Consider the following 22064-nt stretch of genomic DNA (forward strand, 5'->3'; position numbering starts at 1 on the left):
TTCCTGTATGCACCTTTAACCTTTATTCCCATGAATTTTTCGACAAGAACTTTTCACTGTCCAGAATAGTAAAGGTCAGGATTATTTTTACAAGGAGGCTTACCATGACTGATTTCAAGCAGAAATTAGAGCAGTATGCGGATTTGATCGTTAAAGTGGGAGTCAATGTGCAGCAGGGTCAGACCGTCTTCGTGACCGGTTCCACGGAGATGACCGAGCTAGTCAGGCTGGTTGCGAGTAAAGCATACGATGCAGGGGCCGCCAATGTTCTGGTCGATTGGACCGATGAAGGGCTGTCCCGGCTCAAGTACGAAAAGGCCGCAGACGAGGTATTCACGCATTTTCCCGAATGGGAAGTGGTCAAGAGAAATGCATTGCTGGACAAGAGAGCCGCCTTTATCTCCATCATTTCCCCCAATCCCGATCTGCTCAAGGGAATCGATCCGAAGCGCATCGCCAACTTTCAGAAGGCTTCGGGGCAGGCACTCGAACGTTTCCGGCAGTATATCCAGTCGGATAAGGTGAGCTGGACCGTTGTGGCGGCCTCCACCCGGGATTGGGCTTCCAAAGTGTTCCCGAATGTCAGCACCGAAGAAGCGGTTAATCAACTGTGGGAAGCTATTTTTGAATCGGTGCGCCTGAATACGGACGATCCGCTGAAGGCATGGGAAGAGCATAACGCTACATTACATAAAAAAGTCGATATCCTGAACAGCAAGCATTTCCATAAGCTTCATTATAGAGCGCCTGGAACGGACCTGACGATTGAGCTGCCCAAGAAGCATCTCTGGGTCGGGGCCAGCAGCACGAACGAGCAGAATGTCGGGTTCATGGCCAATATGCCTACGGAAGAAGTATTTACGGCACCGAAGAAAACTGGCGTCAACGGTTATGTGACGAGCACCAAGCCTCTCAGCTACGGAGGCAACCTTATCCGGAACTTCAAGCTGACCTTCGAGGAAGGCCGCATCGTTCGGGTGGAAGCGGAGGAAGGACAGCAAATCCTGGAGCAGCTCGTCGATACGGACGAAGGCTCGCACTATTTGGGAGAAGTGGCGCTCGTGCCGCACCAATCCCCCATCTCACAATCGAATATTCTGTTCTACAATACGCTGTTTGACGAGAACGCTTCTAATCACCTGGCCATTGGCAGCGCCTATGCCTTCAATCTGGAGGGCGGCAAAACGATGTCCCAGGAGCAGTTGGCCGAGAACGGCCTCAATTCCAGCATTACGCATGTGGACTTTATGATCGGCTCTGCAGAGATGGACATTGACGGCATTCATGCGGACGGCACCGTCGAACCCATCTTCCGCAAGGGGAATTGGGCGATTTAGCACACACAATTACTCTAATTACTCGCAACAAGAGCAGCAGGAGCATGAAGAAGCTTCTGCTGCTCTTTATTTAACTCAAGGTGATAAAACTACCCTATATCTGGTATGGCACTTATCATTTTTCTGTATCCACATTTATTATTTCTGTATAGGATTCTTCAATATAACGCAATTCCCCGATGCACTCCGTGTACTCAAAAGCCAGAATGTTCGGAGTCGTTAATGGACCCCAAAATCAAGTAAGTAAACCGCGGCATCGTGGTTTTTATTTTTTTTTGATGGAATGAACCTTTTTAGTTGCTCGTGACTCTTAGTACCAGAGGTGAAGACATGGATGTAGTTAATGTAGTTAAGAGAGCCAAAAAGGGGGACAAGGAAGCTTTACTTCAATTGATTTTAGCAGAAAAAGAAGCGTATTATCGGCTAGCTTATTTCTACATGAGAAATGAAGCGGATGCCATGGATGCCTTGGAGGAAATGATCGTGAGGCTTTATGAGCGGATCGGCCAATTGAAGAAAGAAGAGTCCTTTTACACCTGGAGCAAGACCATTCTGGTCAATCAATGTAAACGCTCGTTGAAAAGAAACAATAAAGTAATCCCATTAGGAGATCAGCTAGATGTGAAAAAGGGGCACATCAACTCTACCGGAATATCCGATTACCACCAAGTGGAAGAGCAGATGGATCTGCAAGCACTACTGACCCATCTGAACGCAGACCAGCGTGAAGCTATTCAACTCAAATATTATCATGATCTGGACTATGGTTCGATTGCTGCGATGACCCGCGTTTCAACGGGAACGGTCAAATCAAGAATTTATCAAGGCCTTCAGAAACTGAAAGCTTTATACGGGAGGAATACAGATGAGCAATATTGAAGATCGGTTGTTGGAAGAGAAAGTGCGGTTAAATGAACTTTCCGCCCCTGAAGAGTTGGAAGCAAGATTAAGAAAGGCGTTAAACACCGCAGTTTCCAGAAGAAAAGCGAAATGGAAGGCAAAAAGAAGTTGGACAATCGCGGCAGCAGTCCTTGCGATTATGCTGTTCGCGGGCAACCAATATCATGCGTTAGCCTATTATGGCAGGATGCTACTCGGCTTTGACAAAGCCGTATACGACACGCTTAGCGAACTTGACAAGCAGGAGAAGGGGCAAGCTCTTAACGAGCGGTTCCAACTCGAGGACGGTACAATGCTTACCATCAACGGCCTTATGTCGGATGAAAATCAGTTTATCTTGTACTATACCTTGAGCAACCCGGATGGACTTCGGAGTTACGATGGTTTTGATCCTATTGGAATTAAAGGTTTTCAAACGGATTCCTCCAATATAAAAGGCGGAGCAACATCGGGGCCAACCGGAGGGGTTACCGAGACCAAAGGATACTTGGCTTTTGATCCGGTCAGCCCGCTTGCAAAGAAATTAACGCTTACGTATTGGTATAAGCTGCCGGAAAGTGATCAAAGACAGGTGGGACAAGTTACGTTCCCTTACCGGCCGGATGAAGCCATGCCTACTAAGATTAAACAATCCGTAAATGTTACCGTTAATGATCAAAAGATAACCATCGGCACGATCACCGCAACTCCGACGATGACCTTAATTGAAGGTACTCTTGCAGTGGAAAATGACCAACTGAAACAAGCAGTACTGAACGGAATAGATCTGATCGCCAATGGAGATTCGGTACCCATATTCAGCAGCGCATGGCAGTATACGACCGGAGCATTTTCAATGAAGTTTGATGCCCTCCCGGAAAATCTTCATTCCTTGCAACTTATCCTAAAGAAAACGGGTGAAACAGTGCAGATACCGGTGAATTAATAATGTCATCGTCTTAGTGTGTCAGAATGGTGTTAAAGATTCAGGGGGCTTTTTTTGAAGTGAGGAAGCAATATAAATCCGGTGATTTTCTTGGCCAGGAAGTTTGAAACATATTGTTATCAAATTGCTTTTTATATACTCAAACTTCGCAGCTTGAAATAGGCAGATAAGCCTTGAGATAACTGGGCAAACCTGCAATCCATGCAATCCATGCTTTATTTATCAAGAGTTTATAACCAATTTCGCTCTGCGAAGATTGAGACGAAAACTTATAAAAAGTTTTATTTTTCATCAGACATTAACGGTTTGGTAGAACAGTAACTTCTCCAAAGGACTCAATAATAGCTTTTTATTCTAACGAACAAAGATGCGTATTTCCTAGATTTCTTGTTTTTCCAAATAAGACTTTCCAAGCCCGTAACGTTGCCGAAAATTATATGCTATAATGCTTCCAAGGATACCCCTGTTATAGTTGGTGAGGCTAGTGGATAAGAGCGTTATCCCGTCAAACATTTCTACTTCGTTTCCAGTTAACTGCGGCGATTAAGTTCCCCTCCCAACCTCAGACGGAGAAAACCGCTACGGGTACCGGCAGGCCAGTTGACGTAGAGCCCAAGTAGTTCTGCCAAGAACGCATTGCCTGATGCCGGTAGTCGATCAGTTTATATAGAGGAGTGCTATATATGAAAATCAATGTACTGGACCGCGGGTATGTCCGCCTGGTCGATCATATGGGCGGGGATCTGGCTGTCGTGAACAGCGCCAGAGTCTCCTATGCCAAGGAGTCTAAACAACTAACCGATAAAGATGTCAAGCTGATTAAGTTTCTGGCACGCGAGGGGCATATGTCGCCTTTCCGCCATGCGACCGTTCAACTGGAATTTTATGCTCCGCTGATGGTAGCTAGACAGCACTGGAAATATGTCGTTGGGAGCGACCATACGATGGACGCATGGAACGAAGCCTCCCGGCGTTACATAACGATTGATGTAGAGAACTATATCCCCCAGCCGCTCGAGTGGAGAAGCAAGCCGGAGCATTCCAAGCAGGGGAGCGGAGAACCGGTAGACGAATCCATCGGCAGAGAAGCGACGGAACGGCTGCTTCGCCAGATTGAGCAAGGAATCAAGGATTACGAATGGGCGCTGGAGAGCGGGATCGCTGCCGAACAAGCGCGTCTGCTCATTCCTTCGGCATACGGCATGTATACGGCTTATTACTGGACGGCTTCGCTGCAATCAGTCAGTCATTTTCTAAACCAGCGGCTGGCCCACGACTCGCAATATGAAATTCAGGAATATGCCAAAGCGGTATACGAACTGGTCAAGCCGTTGTTCCCTGTCTCTCTGGAAGAGCTGCTTAAATCGTAGCCAAGTTGCAAAAGAAGATAGAGCTGATCGCCATTGTTAATCGTCCTTCCCTTGATAAATGGAACAATGAAACTATAAAAAAGGGCTCAAAATCAGTGCTTGATTTTCTACCTGCGGAATAACTAACTGGTCATCTGCCCGGCTCCCGTCCGGTTTCAATCTCGCTAACGAATCTGGGTAACGTTATTGATTTAAAAATGATGCCGTTTCAAATATAACGAAACTTACAATCGTTATTTGGGCGAAAACCTGCTCCATAGCCTTCTTTTTTGGTCAATAGCGATATGGAGTTTCGTAAGAAAATGGAAAAGAGCCGTTTTGCCCGAATAACGTTTCCAGATTTCGTAACAAAATGCATTTTGTTTACCCCATACTCCGCCGCACACGTTGGAGTGAAATGTTACCCCGACACATCCTGCTTCATAAAGAGCAGTGCCTGATCGGATGGCCCAGCATCAAAACCAATATGTTCAACCCAATCCTTTGCCCGTATAGTTATTATGGAGCCACGGATTTCTTTCAAGCACTGATTATGGTTTTGAGCCTAAAAAAATGAACAAACTTTTGCTTTGTTCATTTTTTTCTTGTTTTTTATATCATTAAGTGATATATTGTTTTTAGGATATATCACTTAATGATATAAAGTGAGGGAATTACATGAAGTCATTAGATCAATTAACGGATTCGGTTTTTTATATCATGGCCGGGTTTATCCAGCCTAGGCATGGTTATGCGGTAATGAACTTAATTGAGGAAATTACAGAAGGTCAAGTTGTGGTTGGTCCTGCTTCGTTATATACGATTATAAAGAAATTAATGAAGGAGTCCTATATTGAGCTTTATGACGATTCAGATTCACGAAGGAAGATATATGTACTGACAAGCAAAGGAAGAAACGTATTAATGCAGGATATTGAAAGACGTAAGAAGATGGTGGAATTTGCGGAACAAGAATTAAAGGAGGATAAGTAAATGAGGGAAACAAAACATGTTATATCGAACGGAATTGCGTTTTCAGAAAAGAAGGACCTTGAAATGCTGCGCAAAGAAGCAGCAAATGGATGGATTGTGAAGAGATTTAAAAAGATGGGATACGAATTTGAAAAAGGGAACCCGGAGGACGTCATATTTAGCATCGATATAAGGGAATTGGAAGAAGAAGAGTTAGACGAATATATCGAGTTATTCGAGACAGCCGGGTGGACGCATATATTTTCCCATTATGACATGCATTTATTTAAAGCTTTACCGGGCACGAAACCGATTTATACGGATAAGGAATCGAAGGTTGGAAAGATCGAGCGTCTTCAAAAATCGGTCGGTCCGGCTGCAGCCATTTCCTCGTGTGCTATGGTGGGAAGTTACATTATACAAGAGATTGCATCCGGTACGCTTAGCAATGTATTTCGTGTAGTGTTTTTCATATCGGTTGTCATCGCAGTACCAATGATAATGACTTTTTTAGCGACGATGTATCATTCAATAAAAAATAAATACGTTAACAAGTGAAATAAGTGCCCCCCTGATCTGCTTTTCGTCAGGCCAGAGCTTTGATGCAGCAGGGTGCCCGTCAAAAAAAGCAGACTGTTTCCCGCAGGGACGGTCTGCTTTTGACTTGTGCCGGTGAACGAGGATAACCGAGCGGCTGAGACTGTCGATTAATGGAATACTACCAAAGATCATGCGAAAATCCTGCACGGTTTGGTTTTAACGGACCCCAGAGACCTTAATCGCTCCAAAAGGGCCTTTCGGTCATTTTAACGGAACCAGATGACCTTATTCCCAAGAAATGCCCGCACAAGTAGGAGAATTCTAAGCAATAAGCGCAACTGTTTCCGTTAGTCTAAAAAAACCACCTATTTTGACGAAATCGGGTCTCCCAGATCCGTTACGTTTTCGCTCTTGGACTTTTCACTAGTCAACATCCTGTTGAACGCCTTTCCCACTATGAATCGACAGCCTCCGGCTATCTGTCAAAACAGCGGCCCACTGCTTACTGCAGACATATCGACCCGCTCATTCAACTTATTCCGCATTATTATGCAAGTCTTGGGACAAGCGAATCATATCCCGGCACGGAATGCCGTTCTCCACTATCTCCATCGGGTAATGCCGGATGAAAAAATCCCGGTCTACTCCTGTAATCCGGAAGCCGCATTTCTGATAGAGCGCCAATTGAGCCACACTTGAATTGCCGGTCCCTACCTCGATGGTCCGTGCTCCTTCCTCTCTTGCGGTTCGGACGGCATGAAGCACCAATTGCTTGCCTATCCCACGCCCATGCCTGCTCTCCTCCACCGCGACATTAACCAGCTCCACCGTTTCCGGCCGGGTGGGGATCAGCACATAAACCCCGATGACCGCACCATCCTCCTCGGCCACATAGCACTTCCCTCTTCCAAGGTATCCTTCCACGATATCCCGCGACGGGTCGGCCAGCAGCAGCAATTCCATAGGCGGCTCTTCACCGCTGCCAAGAGGGCGGATAATGATTTCGTTCATAGTCTTGTCATCTCCTCAACAATGACTATACCAGAAGCGGGGCATGCCAGAAAGAGGAATCTCATTGTTCAACTATCTATGTATCATGACTTGTACCGAGAGCCCGATCATCTTCTTTGCCAATAAAGGGAGCACATTTCCCGCAAAATAACGCTGCCTCTATTCTTGAAATAAGAACCGGCTATGACCGTCTGATTCAAAGCCCCACCCGGTTTACACTACATCGTAAGAGCTTGCTAAAGCTACTCCTTCATAGCATTCTTTTTATAATAGGAAGGCGACACTCCCGTATGCTTCTTGAAAATCCGGGAGAAATACGTCGGATCGTTAAATCCGACCCAGAAGCAGACATCGGTAATGGACAGGTCGGATAGCAAAAGAAGCTCGGTTGATTTGCGTACACGAAGATCAATTAAGTATTCGTTAAACGTTTTGCCCGTGAAATATTTAAACAGATAACAGAAATACGTCTTGGAAAGCATCGCCAGCTTGCAAATTTGCTCCAGCCGGATTTCCTCCTGGTAGTGATTATGAATATATTCCACGGCTTTGGCGATGACATGGCGGTATTTATGCAGCTTGACGTCCATGCCCGGCATCGATTCCTTCGTATATTCCCTTATAATAAGCGAGAGAAGCTTGAGCAAATTCCCTTTGAGCAGCAGCTCAAAATAAGGCTTCTGCGTAGTATACTCCTCGTACATTTCCTCCAGCAGCTTTTTCACTTCCAGATCGTTGCTCCCGGTTAAAGCCACCTTCGGAATGATTTCGTTCTCATCGACCAGAAAATGCTCCAAGTACGCAAAGTCAAAAAAATCTTTGGAAAAAGGAAACTGTCCGAACCGATCGTTAATAAAGTGAGGAAGAAATTCGCATCCGATGATCTGCATCTGCTTCCCGGGAACGATCTCTACCCGGTGAACCGCGAAAGGAGGGATGACAAATAAGTTGCCTTGAACCATTTTGTACTTTTTACGATTGACGGAATGGAGAAATTCACCCTTCAGCACATACCAAATCTGAAAATAATCGTGGGTATGGTCGTAAATGTTGCCGAATTTTTCATCGATTTTATACAGCTTGCACGGATGGTTCTCCAGAAACTCGATCTTGGAATGAAAGAAGATCACTCCCTGCTTCGATAGTTCGTCATGCTTCTTATTAGCCCATACATAGTTCAAGTTCATCACCCACTCGATGATTTTTGTAGGGGAACAACTACAAGGCTGGCACAAGCGGCAGGCCTGCGGAAGAGCCAAATATCCTAGGACTGGCGAAATGACTTCGAACCAGCTTGCCGGGCCCCGGAAACTTGCGGACGGCTCGGACGAAAATTTATTCGGGACAGCAGCCGGACGATAGGACCGTCTACGCCGATGTACATCAGATGGGCAAGAATAAAAATGAGCGGCATGGAGACTGCAGTGGTAAGTAGAACATTCCACCCGTAAGCCAGCCGGTCCGATAAGTGCAGGAACAGCAGGCTGGAAAAGCTGCACAACACCGCAAAATGAACCAAATATAACGAGAAGGATACGCGCCCCAAATATTCCAGCGGCCTGCTGGCGAACATCTTCTGTCCCAACCGGCTGCTCAGCATGACGGCCAATAGGAGGAAGGCGCCGATGGTACGATATGCAATCGCATTAGTCAATAATCCGCCGCCGATAGGAAGCCAGCCGTAGACCGTTCCGGCGGGATCGACATAAGGATATGATCCTAAATAAATGCCGGCTGCGGTCAGGCACGCCAATAGGACCTTGGAATGGATACGAATCCGGCTTCCGCTCCGGGAGTTCGCCAGGTCGCTAAGCAGCAATCCGAGCCAGAAGCCTAAATAGTAGGAATCGTGAAACCACAGGATTCCTGCGATATAGAGCAGGTAGCGGAAGCGGAAGGTTCCTGCGATAAGCAGCATCCCGAAGATGATGAAGGAACCGAACAGCTCATAAGTCATCGTCCACAGCACAGGATTATACGCCATGCCGTAGGTAAAGAACGTATGATACAGGCCCTGCTTAAGCAGCTCGGGAATACCCGGTATTACCATATACGGATCCGGCATTGTGGCCATCGTCAGATTGCGAACTTTGTCGTAATATCCCCAGCCGTTCACCATGACCAGATAGGCCAACAGAACCGAAACGAAGGCGGGCACGGCCAACCGGAAGTACCGCTTAACGAAACCGGCCATTACTATTCGTCTATCCTTCATGCGAAAAAATTTATAGCTGAGCACATATCCGCTCAGAACGAAAAACAGACAAACCGCGAAGTTACCGTTAAACAGCACATTGAGAGGGGTCTTGGGCACGATCCGGTCCCATGCGAAGTGGGAAAGCTCGGGCCGGTTCTCGAACACGGCCGGGACGAACACCTGCAAATAATGGGCGATAACGACGGCCAGAGCGGCAGCTCCGCGAACTCCATCAAGATAAGTTACTTTATTCCCTTTCACATGCCGGTCCTCCCTTATGCCGAACAAACCCCGGTCACCCCGGGGTTTGTTCGAATAGTCTGTATGCGTCCCTGCTTCCGCCCGAATGCGATGCCGAGGTCATCCGCATGGGGTCACGGAACGGGTCTGGTTGGTTACTTGAAACCGGTCAGCGCCGAACCGGCTTTCATGAAATATTTCTGGCCGAAGAAGTACAAGAGCACCATGGGCACGGTGAAAATGGCGGATGCCGCCATAAGCAGCTCCCATTGAGCCCCGTGATCCTGAAGGAATCCCTGCAGACCCACTGTAATGGTCCATTTGGCATTATCGTTCAAATAGATGAGCGGCCCCATGAAATCGGTGTAGGTGCCCACGAATGTAAACAGCACGATCGTCATCAGCGGAGGCTTAAGCATCGGCATAATAATCTGGATGTAGATGCGCAGCTCCGAGGCACCATCCATCTTCGCCGCTTCGGATAGCTCGCGGGGAATTCCCATCATGAACTGCCGCAGCAGAAAAATGTAGAACGGGGCTCCGAAGAAGCTGCCGATCGTCAGCGGCAGGAACGTATTGATCCACCCCAGCTTCGCAAAGATGATGTATACCGGAATCAATTGGACCTGAGCCGGCAGAATCATTGTGGCAACGACCAGCGAGAAAATGATGCCCCGGCCCTTCCATGGAATTTTCGAGATCGAATAGGCCACAAGCGGAGCCGAGAATAATTGGCCCACGATATTGATGGCGCACAGCAGCAGAGTATTCCCCATGTAGCGAAAGAAAGGGATCGCTTCAATAGCCCCTATATAATTGCTCCAATGCCATTCCTGCGGGAAGAAGGAAGGCGGGATTTTGAAAATTTCCTCCGGGGTTTTCAGCGATGTCAGGAATAGCCAAAGGAAAGGAAACAGAAAGACGGCTCCAAGCAAGGCAAGCAGAACATGCGGTATGACGGGACTGCGCAGCAGCCCGGCCTTCCGGGAGGAACCGGTCTGCGGAGATCTGCTTAATTCAGGAGGAGCGGAGCGGCCGGCTCCTGCTCCGGAAGATCGTGCGTCCATAATCTATTCCCCTCCGTAATACACCCAACGGGCGGATGTTTTGAGCAGCACCATCGTAATCAGAACGACGATGACGAACAGAATCCAGGCCAGCGCGGAGGCGTACCCCATCTTCAAATACATAAACGCCGTCTGGTACAAATACACCGAATAGAACAGTAAGGATTGATCGGGGCCACCCAGGCTCCCCGTGTTGCCCCCGGTCAGAATGAACGATTCGGTAAAGATTTGGAATGCGCCGATCAATCCCATAATGAGCTGGAACAAGATGATGGGAGAGAGCCCCGGCAGCGTAATGTGTCGAAATCGATGCCACATGTTGGCGCCGTCGATCGAAGCCGCTTCGTAAAACTGCTGGGGAATCCCCTGCAGAGCGGCCAGGAAAATAAGCGATCCTGCGCCGGAGCCCCACAGTCCCATCAGAATAAGCGAGGGCTTGGTGAAGGCAGGATCCAAGAGCCAGGCCGGATCAGGCAAACCCAGGGCCCGCAGAACGGAATTGATGATTCCGTAGTCGGGGTTAAGCAGCCAGGTCCACAGAATGGCATTGGCAACTACAGGAATCACTGCCGGCAAGTAATACACCGTCCGGTATAAAGCGATCCCGCGCACCTTCACATTGAGCAGTTGGGCGATAAGCAGACTGCTGATCAGCCCTATCGGCATGGCGATGAACGCCATATAGAAGGTGTTCTGCAAGGATTTATAGAAGCTGGAATCCTGCAATATTTCCTTATAATTGTCCAGACCTATCCACTGCGGAGGATTGAACAGGTCATAGCTCGTAAAGCTGAAGTACAATGATCCGAAGAACGGATAGACGGTAAAGGCAAGGAAGCCGATGATCCACGGCAGAGCGAAAGCCAATCCGGTCCAGAACATACGCCTCTCCTTGCGGGTACTCCGCCTCGCTCCGCTGGCCGTGCCCGGTGATATGCTTCTCATGATCGGTCTCCTTTCTTCTCATTCTTTCCCCGCTTCTGTACCGCGTACAGTCCCCTTCGCGGCGCAGCGTTATTTTGCATGTATCGACCGTGCCAACCTGATCAATCGCAGCCTAGGGCTGAACCAGCGGCTGGATCTTCTCCTTGATCTGCTTCAGCCCTTCGTCGAGCTCAACCTTTCCTCTAAGAATATCGTTAAATCTCTTGGATATTTCGTCCATGTATTCATTCATGAACGGAAGGGACGGGAAGGAGCCCATATTCGGACTTTTGGCGTACTCGGTAAATTCCTTGAAGCCGGGCACATCGTTATAGGCCGGATCATCCAGCGCCGAGACCCGGGTCGGCAAATTGCCGATGGCCGCCGTAAATTTGACCATCTGCTCCTTCTCCGTCAGCCATTTCAAGAACTGCCATGATTCTTCGGGATGCTTGGCTCCCTTGGGAATATAAAACACGCTAGTGTTAATGTTGCCTGCATTCTTCCGCTCCGGCTTGGATTCATCATAAGGAATCGGGGCAATACCATAGTTCAGATTCGGAGCAAACTGCTTGATGAAGGTCGGAAGCCACTCTCCGTCAATGGCCATCGCATACTTGCCGGCGAACAACGGATTTTGGGCCGATTGGTATTTGCCCAGTGAAGCAGAGAACCGGTCCAGATTTTCGCTTCCGAATTTATCCCACAGCTCTTTGGAAAGCTGAACCGCCTGCTTGAAGCCCGGATCCTCGGGGGTGACTTCTTTCTTGTCCGGGTCCCAGAATTTGCCTCCGAATACTTGAGTGAACGTATAGGCGTCCGTTCCCGGCCATAAGCCGAGCCGCTCCAAGCGGCCATCCTCTTTAACGACACTCAGCTTGTCGATATATAATTTCAGATCGCTGATCGTCTCGGGAGGACCTTCCAGGCCGGCCTCCTTCAGCAAGTCTTTATTGTAGAACAGCATCGACACATGCATGGCGATAGGCAATGCGTAAGTTACACCTTCATACTGCGCAGTGGAAAGCGCGGACGGCACAAAGTCATTCAAATCAACCTGATCCCGCTTGATATATTCATCCAGCGGCTGCATCGCCCCCTTGACTCCCCAGGACGTCACATTCTGCCCGAATTGGGAAGCGATATCAGGCGGGTTGCCTCCGGTAATGGCGGTCAACTGCTTCTGATAATCGCTCTGGCTTAGCCCTTTCACTTGAATATGGTCATGAGTCTCGTTGAATTCTTTGATCAATTGTTCAAGTGCTTCGCCCTCAGGGCCAGTCCAGCCGTACCAGAAGCTGAGTTCCACCTTCTTGTCCTTACCGCCCGTTCCGGCATCGCCCTCTCCTCCCTCACCCGGCTCTTTGACGCCTCCCGACGAACACGCTGCTGCCGAAACAATAACCGCAGCGCTTAACAGCATGGCAATTTTACGCATGGGATGACCTCCTTTTAGTTTAGTGATTAACCGAAGATGCTAATTTATGATAACGCATACAATGTCAGGTTGTTTGAAAAATAATCCATTAAACTTGAATAATTGTCCAAATTTAGTTTATTTTTGGTTTATTTTTCTCCTATTGCACCGTTCCTAAGAAGGCTTCTCCCGCACTTCTTGCTGGTCTGATCTTCCCCCGCCGCCCGTGGACTTTTGTCCGAATTCATAGGCCTATCCGTTAAGAATTGCGGAAAACCGGCCATTTAAAGCGCCGCTTCCAATCGGCCCCTTGCTCAAGCTCCTTTCCCTGTCCTGCTTCATCCGGGCAGCCCGAGCATTGGGAATTCCTGCCTTCCGTTGAGAACTATAATGGCACTTTAAAACAAGTGAAGGGAGAGCTAAGAAGGAAGATGCTCGCGGCACAGCAACTTTGGATACGAAAGTAAATGGCTGGGGACAAATACGAAACGGATAAACTATGGTAATTTAGGGAGGATTTCGAAGAAAGGAGAATGAGTTTTCTATTTTGCAACCGCTTAATGAATACGATTTCAAACGATCATATCAAGGGAGATGATTATTCATGTGGAAGCCTCGCAAAACCATTCTGGCCATGCTCAGCGGCTGCCTGATCGCGGGCAGCTTGTTCGCAGGAGGAGCTTCCAGAGCAGAGGCCGCAGAGCAGCAGCTGCAGCCTATCGATCTGGGCTCTCCGATCCAAACCGTGCAGACTGTTGATGTGGCATTTGGCAAAGAAGAGGGAGCCAATGTCATTTATACAACGGTGTCAGGCAGCGCTTCAGGCGGTGCCCCGGCTATTTTCAACGTCATTGACATCGACAATCAGCAGCTGCTCCGCTCCTTCCCGCTGCCCGGAACCTCCAGCTCCTGGAGCCACGTCGTCACTCCGGATGGCCGCGTCTTCATCGGAGCTTCTGCCAAGATGTTCATGTATTCCCCGGCAACCGGGACGATTACTGATCTGGGCGTGCCGATCAAAGGCACCGAGTCCATCTGGGCGCTGACCTCCGATGAGAATGGCAACGTCTATGGAGGAATCTATTCCAAGTCGATAGGCGGAAGAGTGTTCCGGATCGATGCGAATACGCTGGAAATAACGGATTTGCTTGGCGGACGCGTTGATGACGGTACGACTCCCGGCGATGATGGCAAGCCCGAGGATTATGTTCGCTCGATCGCTTATTACCAAGGCCACGTCTATGCCGGAACCGGAAGCATCAATGGACGGGTATGGAAGATTAACCCGGCTACCGGAGAGAAGACCCAGCTCCAGCTGCCCGAGCCGGCAAGCCGACCGGAATATGGCGGCAAATACAATGCGATGGGGACGACCTACGGAATGACTGTCGTCGACCACTACCTGTTTGCGTTCTTCAACGGCCCTTTTGCCATGCTGGTGTACGATTTGGATAAAGAAGAATGGAAGGATACGATTATTACAAATGTTCGCGGGCTGCTGGCAGTTACGCCGGAGCATAACGGGAAGGTCTATACGTCCAAGAAAGACGGCCACCTCTATGAGATCGATGTCGAGACTCTGACCGAGAAGAAATCGATTCCGTTCGATAACTCCATTCGCAGCAGCGCTTGGCTGAAGGTGGCCAACCAGCCGGATTTCCCGGATACGGCCATGGTTACTATTTCTTATGACGGTAAAGTGCTTCTGCTTGATCCCGATAGCGGGAAAAAAGGCGTTATCCGCACTCTCGCGGAAGGTCAGGCCAACAATTTGCAGAGCTTGGAAACCGGTCCCGACGGCAAGCTCTATATCAGCAGCTATATGGGGACAATCGGGGCACAGTATGACCCGGCAACCGATACGTTCGTCCACTTCCCTCTCGGCCAGGCCGAAGGCATGGGAGCATTGGGCGACACGATGTATTTCGGGTTGTATCCGAAAGCGGATATAGCCGCATGGGATACTACACAGCCCTTGTCCTCCACCACAGGACCGAAATCCGTGTTCTATATCCCTGATGAACAGGATCGGCCGTTTATCGTCACCAGCGGAGGCGGCAAATTGTTCGTCGGCACCATTCCATTGTACGGCCAGCACGGAGGCTCCCTGACGATCTATGATCCGGAGGCTTCCCGCCAAGCAGGCCAACCCGTTGTTGAATCCTATCGCCATGTCGTAGAGAATCAGAGTATTGCGGGCCTTGCTTATAAGGATGGAAAAATATATGGTTCCACCACCATTAATGGCGGGCTGGGGGATGACCCGATCGCTTCCCGGGCCAAGCTGTTCGTATGGGATGTGGAAGGCAAGCAGAAGCTGACGGAGTTCGATCTGAAGCTGGACGGGTTAAACAGAGTACCGATGATCAGCGGGCTGACGGTCGGTCCCGAGGACGGTTTGATCTGGGGAGCGGCTAACGGAGTTCTGTTCGCTCTCGATCCTGACACTTTGGAAATCGTCAAGCATAAGAACATTTATCCGGAGATTGATAATTACGGTATGTGGCGCCCGGTTTATATTCGCTGGGGACAAGACGGATTTTTATATACCAATATAGCCGGCCGTTTAACGGTTGTCGATCCGCATACTCTGATGCATAAGCGGCTTGGGATCGACAGTCCCATGATTGCACTGGACTCGGAGGATAACTTGTATTTCGTACAGGCCACCCGGTTGAAGAAGCTGCCGAAAATCGAAACGGTCACCGGATTAACCTTGACGGTCCCCGAACAGCTTGCCGTTGGAGAGAAGCATTCCCTCGGCGTGACTGCCGATCTGTTCGGAGCTTCGGCAGATGTGACGGAACACGCCCGACTGACGGCATCGCCCGATGGAATAGTCGCGATTGAGAATGGGCAAATTCAGGCTTTGCGGCCCGGCACTACCGAAATCACGGCTTCTTACGGGGATAAGAGTGTGACTCGAACCGTGCTTGTCCAGAATTCAGTGAAGGAGTTGGTATCCATAGAGGTCGCCTCTCCGGAGCGCGCATTGATAGTCGGCGAGGAATATCAGCTTCATGTAACCGCCGTCTATGCTGACGGAACCCGTGAGGATGTGACGAAACTAGCGTCCTACACCGTCAAGAAAGGCCCGGGTTCGGTCGAACTGACCCCGGAAGGCCTGATTCGTACCGTTAAACCGGGAACCGGACATATTACCGTGAAATATGAATCGGAATCCGCCCAGTTCAAGGTACAAGTTCGTCCGGCCCAATCGCAAAACGGGAACAAACGATAGTAAGAGTACCCATCACGGTTTGATGAAATAGACTTCAAGTTAAACGTACATAGGGATGTCCGCTGTTGAAAATTGCCGCGGACGTCCCTTTTTGTCTATAACGGCTAAACTTATCGCACCTTCCCCCGCCTTATCCCCTTGCAAACCGCCGACAAATCACTTTACACAGGAACACTTGTTTGTTATTCTACAAGAAGAATCGGCTATCGGCGTCCTGCCAAGGACGTACAGTTTGTCGATGAAAGTATGCAGATACTTATAGACAACTATACGGTAGAAGAATAACAACTATTTTCATATGAAGGAGACATCGTCTATGGCAACTCCCAGAATGATATCGAAAGAGGAGCTCCGGTTCATCGGAATATCCGTGCGCACCAGCAATCAGCGTGAAGCCTCCAACGAGGCCTTGATTCCGGGCTTATGGCAGCAATTTTATGAAGAACAGGTAATGAACCGAATCCCTAATTCATTGAACCCCGGCGTCACTTATGGAGTCTATACAGACTACGAGAACGGAGCATCCGGAATGTACTCCATATTGTTAGGCTGCCAAGCGAGCTCTACCGATCCTGTTCCCGAAGGAATGACCGCGTGTACTATACCCGCTTCGAAATATGCGGTATTCACAACGGAAAGAGGAGATATCTCGAAGGTTGTCCCCCGGCTGTGGCAGGAAATATGGGAGTGGGATCGTACACATTCACTGCGTTCTTTCACCGGCGACTTTGAATATTACGACGCCAGATGCCAAGATCCCGCCAACGCACAAGTAGATATCTATATTGCTCTGAAAAATTCCTAGGAGGAGATTACAATGCCGTTACGCGAGGAAGAATGGGACTTCTTCAGATTAACAAGCAAGGCTGGGATAAGGTGGGCCGACCAGTTTTTTGAAGGAACATTTTGAGACTCTTGACTATGGTCCCTATGCTCCGGCGGAGAAGAACTGAAGCTGTTCGGAGATATTCGGAATCAGGTAGGAAAAAAGCCTCTATCCCCACCTTTGGCGGTATTGGAGGCTTCTTTGCTTATAATTTGGAGCCGGACCGTCCTTATAACCTTGTGGGCCGGCCCCGAAATAGCGGGATTAACCGCTGCCGAAACTAGCCGGTCACGGAGACATGGTCTCTTTGAATAATGATTTACCCGAGAACCACCCGATCGTCCGCCAGCTTAACTCCGCGTATTCTTTCAAATTCCTGCAGCAATCTTTCCACCGTCAAATTTTTCTTCTCTTCGGCGGGTACATCGAGAATAATTCTTCCCTTATCCATCATAATCAACCGATTGCCCAGTCGAATCGCCTGCTCCATGTTATGGGTAACCATCAATGTCGTTAACCTGGATTCTTCTACGATTTCCTTGGTCAATCGTGTAATCAGCTCGGCACGGGAGGGATCCAATGCGGCCGTATGCTCATCCAATAGCAAAATATCCGGCTTGGTAAAGGTCGACATAAGCAAGCTGAGCGCCTGCCTTTCTCCCCCGGACAACAGACCGACTTTGGCGGTTAACCGATTTTCCAGCCCGATCCCCAGCCGCTGAAGCTGCTCCCGGAACAGGGCCTTCTTCTTGGAATTTACACCCAGGCTGAGCCCGCGGCCTTTATTCCTGGCATAAGCCATCGCCAAATTTTCTTGAATGCTCATATGGGGGGCGGTTCCCGCCATCGGGTCCTGGAAAACTCTGCCGATCCATCGGCTTCTGCGATGCTCCGGCAGCATTTCGACCGACCGGCCGCCAATTTGTATCCTGCCCGTGTCCGGCAGGAGTACTCCCGAGATCATATTCATCAATGTAGACTTTCCCGCGCCGTTGCTTCCGATAATCGTTACGAAATCCCCCGGATTCAAGTGAAGATTTATTTGGGAAAGCGCCGCCTTCTCATCAGGAGTTCCGGGGTTAAACAGTTTCGATACCTGTTCCACTCTCAGCATTATCGTCCACCTCCGCTTACTGTCTGCCCGGCGCCGTCCTTCTCCAGCTGCATAATTCTTTTGCGTGCCAGCGATTTGGCCTTGAAAGAATTTCTAATCATAGGCAGAGTTAATGCCAAGATAACAATAAGCGCCGTCAGCAGTTTTAAATCGGACGCCTTCAACCAGCTCATTTGCAAACCGAGCGCATAGACGAAGCGGTAAACGATCGAGCCAAGAACCGCCGCCAAAGTCGCTATGATTACCCTTCTGGCGCCAAACAGCGTCTCCCCGATGATGACGGAAGCGAGCCCGATAACGATCATCCCTATTCCCATCGTCGTATCCGCAAATCCGGATTGCTGCGCAACCAACGCCCCCGATAAGGCCACTAATCCGTTCGATAAGCTGACTCCGACAATCGTCGTCGTATCCGTATTGGCCCCGAAGCTGCGGATCATACGCGAGTTATCTCCCGTTGCCCTTAAAGCCAATCCGAAATCGGTGTAAAGAAACCAATCCAGCAGCAGCTTGACGATAAGAACAATGACGACCAGCACGATAATAATATTCCAGGTTTGGCTTAGAAACGGGATGAGGTTGCCGAGATTGCTGAACACGGTCTTCTCACCCAACAAAGAAATATTCGGCTTGCCCATTATTCTTAAATTAATGGAGTATAAGGCTATCATCATTAATATTCCGGAAAGCAGGCCGTTAATTTTCCCTTTGGTATTCAGCAGACCCGTGCACGCTCCGGCCAGCATTCCGCCGGCAAAAGCGCAAACGGTAGCCAGCAGGGGGGAATATCCGCTAGTAATCATAATTGCGGCGATGCCGCCCCCTGTTGTAAAACTGCCGTCCACCGTCAAATCGGGGAAATTCAATATTCTAAACGTAATATAAACACCAAGAGCCATCAGTGCATAAAGCAAACCGAGCTCGATAGAGCCCAAACCAGCCGATAGCAGCCTTTCAATCACGATGTAAACCCTCCTGCCAACAGAATAAGGAGCGGGGACCATATAGGATCAGCCGCTCCCTGTCATGCTTTATTTCGAATCATTCAAAATGTTGTTTTTATCCTGAACCTTGTTTCTCATGGAGTCGGTAATTTCCACTCCTTGATTTTTGGCGGCTTCTACATTAATAATCAGGTCGAGCTTATCCGGGAGAGTTACCTTCATATCTCCGGGATTGGCGCCGTTCTTCAAAATTTCGACAGCCATCTCTCCGGCCTGGTAGCCATGATCATAGTATTTGAAGCCGTAGGTCGCGATCGCGCCTTTCTCCACCGTATCCCGGTCGCTGGAGAAGAAAGGAATCTTCTTGTCGTTAGCTACTTGGATGATCGCGTCTGCCGCGCTGACTACGGTGTTGTCCAGTGCGATAAAGATGGCATCCGCATTTCCAACGAGCGATTCCGCCGCCTGCTTCACTTCAGAAGTGTTCGTGGCGGCTCTCCGAATCAATTTAATATCATGCTTCTTCAACGCTTCCTCCGCCTTGTCGATCATAACTACGGAATTCGGCTCTCCTTCGTTAACGACCGATCCGACCGTCTTCACATCGGGAAACTCCGCGGCGATAAAATCCATCAGCTTGACAATGGCTTCCGGATTGTAATCGGCAGATCCGCTAACATTGCCGCCAGGCTTGTCCATATTGGATATCAGCTTGGCTCCGAGCGGATCGGAAACTCCCGCGAACAGCACCGGAGTGTCTTTAACCTGCTGGACGATGGCCTGCGAGGTAGAAGTAGCAATGGACAGAATCAGGTCTTTCTTGTCGCCAGCCATTTTTTGCGCAATAGACAAGTTGTTAGGCGGCTCATTCTGGGCATTCTGATAATCCAGCTCCATGTTCTTGCCGTCTTCGTACCCATTATCCTTCAGAGCGGCCAGGAAGCCCTCGCGAATCGCATCCAGAGACGGGTGCTCTACCAGCTGAGCAATTCCGACTTTAACCGTTTGGGTTTGTTCCGGTTTGGATTCACCTGCACCTTCCGGCTTCGGCGATGCTCCCCCTGAATTGCCCTGTCCTCCGCATGCAGAGAACAGAAGCGGCACTGCAATCATTAATGGAAATAATTTTCTAAGTTTCATCTTTATGCCCTCCCCTTATTCGTTTAAACTTTCAACGCACAAAAGCATTACAGTTATCTTATTATGCTTTCCGGTGCCCGTCAATCGTTGAACAATTAGTTTTTTCATCCTTTTTTGGTTCGATGTCCTAATCAATTAATGCCCCATAGGACCTTGCTACGAAGACAGCCTGCAGCATATCCATCCGGACTCCGCGCAGATTAACCCCCGTAAAATCGATACCTTCCACAACAGCCTCTCGAAGATCCGCTCCTTTAAGCCTGGCCTGCTGAAAAATAACCCTCGTCAAATCGGCCCTGACAAATTTGGCCATCTCCAGATTGCAACCGTAGAAGTCTGCTTCTTTCAGCTTTGCTCCGCTAAAGTCTGTCTTCGGCAGCACATGATGGCGCATATGGATATAGGACCAGTCTCCCCCGAGAGGGGTCCATCCGGTAACCTGCGCCTCTTCGAAGACAGAGCCGGTCATTTTGCATTCTTCGAAGCGGGCCATAAAGAGATTGGTATGCCAGAACAAACTGTTCATGAACGCCGAACGGAAATGTGTTGATGCATTTAATTGCGCGGATGTAAAATTACACTCTATAAATTGACAGCTTTCCGTATTCAGCTCCTGAAGCCTTGCCCCGACGAAGCTGCAGCGAGTAAATCGGCTTCCTTTCAACTCCTGTCGCGTTAAGTCCATTCCGTCGAAATTTTCATTTGAATAGGTTTGGTGGCTGGCAAGCAAGCTGTTCCCTCCTGTCTCATATCGTTAGGATAAACAACAGCAGACCTTCACTCCATGTTTTTTATACCCTCACCCTCACGACAACCTTTGACATGGCAGACCGATTCTATTATACAGGTATAAGCTCAAAATGATAACACTTTCATTCATGGTTCCTGCGGGTATTGGGCCCTAGGGGATGAAACTGCCACATATAACAGTGAAGGCGCAACCGATAACCGATAGATACGGTATCGCTGCGCCAGTGACAATCAGCCTCCCGCTGCCGAGGCCAATTAGTTGTCTTCTACCTCCATTTCAAGACTTCCCCGAACCTTTATAATGTCCCCCTCCTTCAGTTCAACCTCCATCTCCGTTTCCACCGGCACATACCCTCCAAGTGCACCGAAATCACAAATACAACAATATTCGTCCTGGACTTCAAGCACCTTTCCCACAGCCTCAATATGCGGAGAGTTATCAATAGGCTGCCGGTGTTGAAGCTTCTCCACCCGATCCAGAACAGAGCATTCCGTCACCATTTGAATGCTAATCTCCGCTTGCAGCCGATCACCTGGGGATAGACGGCTCGACGGTTCACCTGCCTCCAAATACTCATCATGCTGGAGAAAATGGCACCAGACCGCAAGATTTCTGCTTTCCAGAAAAATTCGGGCCCTCCGTTCGTATCCATCTGCCCATAGCTGTTCGATCAAAACTGTCTCCATATCGTTCCCCCCTAATTTTATTGAAGCTTATTAAACGATTTCGGGTCACTCGGCATCATCGTCTGCAATTTTCCGTCCTTTATGATAACGACAACCCCTTTTTTGGCCTTCTCCGCACCCTCAATAAAATAAATGTCTTTGCCATCCACATGTCTATGCATGGAACTTTGGGCGACACGTTCCGCTTGATTCGTAAAATTCTCAAAGCCCTTTACACTAAGCTCGAAATCCGAAGGATCGACGCCGAGCCGCTGAGCCAGAGAGGGTATCCGTTCCGGGTATTTCTCCCAATAATCGGCGAAATGCCGGATTCCCTGATTCGTCCCGTCAGGAAGCACTCCCCACTTGTCGCTGGATGGGCTGTCGAGCATCGACTGTCGCAGCTCCGTGTCCACCTTTGTCGCCCCGCCGTCACCGTCCTTGCCGCCGCTGCCGTCGCCGCCTTTGCCGCCGCTGCCGTCGCCGCCCTTGCCGCCGCTGCCG

The 22064-nt window shown here is 49.2% G+C and carries 20 protein-coding genes; 8 read left to right on the forward strand and 12 right to left on the reverse strand.

Features of this window, described 5'->3' with window-relative positions:
* Positions 1–104: 104 nt before the first annotated feature.
* From ACFQ03_RS16215 to ACFQ03_RS16240, 6 genes are all read left to right on the forward strand, one after another.
* Positions 105–1337, forward strand: a complete 1233-nt coding sequence (locus tag ACFQ03_RS16215; protein WP_379289407.1) for an aminopeptidase — start codon at positions 105–107, stop codon at positions 1335–1337.
* A 330-nt stretch (positions 1338–1667) separates the two neighbouring features.
* Positions 1668–2216 carry a sigma-70 family RNA polymerase sigma factor gene (locus ACFQ03_RS16220; RefSeq protein ID WP_379289409.1) on the forward strand — a complete coding sequence of 183 codons (549 nt, stop codon included), beginning with the start codon at positions 1668–1670 and terminating at the stop codon, positions 2214–2216.
* Entirely contained in the window at positions 2203–3162 is a 960-nt protein-coding gene (locus ACFQ03_RS16225; protein ID WP_379289411.1) for a DUF4179 domain-containing protein, read from the forward strand. Before ACFQ03_RS16220 ends, ACFQ03_RS16225 begins: the two co-directional genes overlap by 14 nt.
* A 683-nt stretch (positions 3163–3845) precedes the next feature.
* A complete protein-coding gene (thyX, locus tag ACFQ03_RS16230) occupies positions 3846–4532 on the forward strand; it encodes an FAD-dependent thymidylate synthase (RefSeq protein WP_379289413.1) in 687 nt (228 codons plus the stop codon).
* Between the two features lie 657 nt (positions 4533–5189).
* Positions 5190–5504: a PadR family transcriptional regulator gene (locus tag ACFQ03_RS16235; RefSeq protein WP_144939481.1), complete on the forward strand. Its 315-nt coding sequence runs from the start codon at positions 5190–5192 to the stop codon at positions 5502–5504.
* Positions 5505–6041: a DUF2812 domain-containing protein gene (locus ACFQ03_RS16240; protein WP_379289415.1), complete on the forward strand. Its 537-nt coding sequence runs from the start codon at positions 5505–5507 to the stop codon at positions 6039–6041.
* Positions 6042–6557: 516 nt separating this feature from the next.
* On the opposite strand, the gene ACFQ03_RS16245 is transcribed toward ACFQ03_RS16240, so the two are convergent.
* The 6 genes from ACFQ03_RS16245 to ACFQ03_RS16270 form a co-directional block, all read right to left on the reverse strand.
* On the reverse strand, positions 6558–7025 hold the full coding sequence (locus ACFQ03_RS16245) for a GNAT family N-acetyltransferase (protein WP_379289430.1): 468 nt from the start codon (positions 7023–7025) through the stop codon (positions 6558–6560).
* A gap of 251 nt (positions 7026–7276) precedes the next feature.
* Positions 7277–8215, reverse strand: a complete 939-nt coding sequence (locus ACFQ03_RS16250; RefSeq protein WP_260982156.1) for an AraC family transcriptional regulator — start codon at positions 8213–8215, stop codon at positions 7277–7279.
* An 83-nt stretch (positions 8216–8298) separates the two neighbouring features.
* Entirely contained in the window at positions 8299–9492 is a 1194-nt protein-coding gene (locus ACFQ03_RS16255) for an acyltransferase family protein (protein WP_144939473.1), read from the reverse strand.
* Positions 9493–9626: 134 nt separating this feature from the next.
* On the reverse strand, positions 9627–10538 hold the full coding sequence (locus ACFQ03_RS16260; RefSeq protein ID WP_144939471.1) for a carbohydrate ABC transporter permease: 912 nt from the start codon (positions 10536–10538) through the stop codon (positions 9627–9629).
* A 3-nt stretch (positions 10539–10541) separates the two neighbouring features.
* A complete protein-coding gene (locus ACFQ03_RS16265) occupies positions 10542–11483 on the reverse strand; it encodes a carbohydrate ABC transporter permease (protein ID WP_144939469.1) in 942 nt (313 codons plus the stop codon).
* A 112-nt stretch (positions 11484–11595) separates the two neighbouring features.
* Positions 11596–12900 (reverse strand): ABC transporter substrate-binding protein, encoded by a 1305-nt coding sequence (locus ACFQ03_RS16270; RefSeq protein WP_144939467.1) that lies wholly within the window; start codon positions 12898–12900, stop codon positions 11596–11598.
* Between the two features lie 583 nt (positions 12901–13483).
* Here ACFQ03_RS16270 and ACFQ03_RS16275 point away from each other — a divergent pair.
* Together ACFQ03_RS16275 and ACFQ03_RS16280 are read left to right on the forward strand one after the other, a co-directional pair.
* Positions 13484–16120, forward strand: coding sequence for a hypothetical protein (locus ACFQ03_RS16275; RefSeq protein WP_379289419.1), 2637 nt, complete (start codon positions 13484–13486; stop codon positions 16118–16120).
* Positions 16121–16436: 316 nt separating this feature from the next.
* Positions 16437–16925, forward strand: a complete 489-nt coding sequence (locus tag ACFQ03_RS16280; RefSeq protein ID WP_379289421.1) for a GyrI-like domain-containing protein — start codon at positions 16437–16439, stop codon at positions 16923–16925.
* 340 nt (positions 16926–17265) lie between these two features.
* Here the strand turns inward: ACFQ03_RS16280 and ACFQ03_RS16285 are convergent, their stop codons facing one another.
* The 6 genes from ACFQ03_RS16285 to ACFQ03_RS16310 form a co-directional block, all read right to left on the reverse strand.
* On the reverse strand, positions 17266–18060 hold the full coding sequence (locus ACFQ03_RS16285; RefSeq protein ID WP_379289423.1) for an ABC transporter ATP-binding protein: 795 nt from the start codon (positions 18058–18060) through the stop codon (positions 17266–17268).
* The gene (locus ACFQ03_RS16290) at positions 18060–19010 is read right to left on the reverse strand and encodes an ABC transporter permease (RefSeq protein WP_379289432.1); all 951 of its coding nucleotides are present in this window, start codon (positions 19008–19010) and stop codon (positions 18060–18062) included. The genes ACFQ03_RS16285 and ACFQ03_RS16290 overlap by 1 nt, the downstream gene beginning before the upstream one ends.
* An 81-nt stretch (positions 19011–19091) precedes the next feature.
* Positions 19092–20144 (reverse strand): ABC transporter substrate-binding protein, encoded by a 1053-nt coding sequence (locus tag ACFQ03_RS16295; protein WP_144939460.1) that lies wholly within the window; start codon positions 20142–20144, stop codon positions 19092–19094.
* A gap of 127 nt (positions 20145–20271) precedes the next feature.
* Positions 20272–20874: a pentapeptide repeat-containing protein gene (locus ACFQ03_RS16300; protein ID WP_144939458.1), complete on the reverse strand. Its 603-nt coding sequence runs from the start codon at positions 20872–20874 to the stop codon at positions 20272–20274.
* Between the two features lie 275 nt (positions 20875–21149).
* On the reverse strand, positions 21150–21581 hold the full coding sequence (locus tag ACFQ03_RS16305; RefSeq protein ID WP_379289426.1) for a hypothetical protein: 432 nt from the start codon (positions 21579–21581) through the stop codon (positions 21150–21152).
* A 17-nt stretch (positions 21582–21598) separates the two neighbouring features.
* On the reverse strand, positions 21599–22064 hold a 466-nt coding region (locus ACFQ03_RS16310; protein ID WP_379289428.1), incomplete at its 5' end, for a hypothetical protein.

The sequence above is a fragment of the Paenibacillus residui genome (assembly GCF_042677205.1).
GTDB classification, from domain to species: Bacteria; Bacillota; Bacilli; order Paenibacillales; family NBRC-103111; genus Paenibacillus_L; species Paenibacillus_L residui.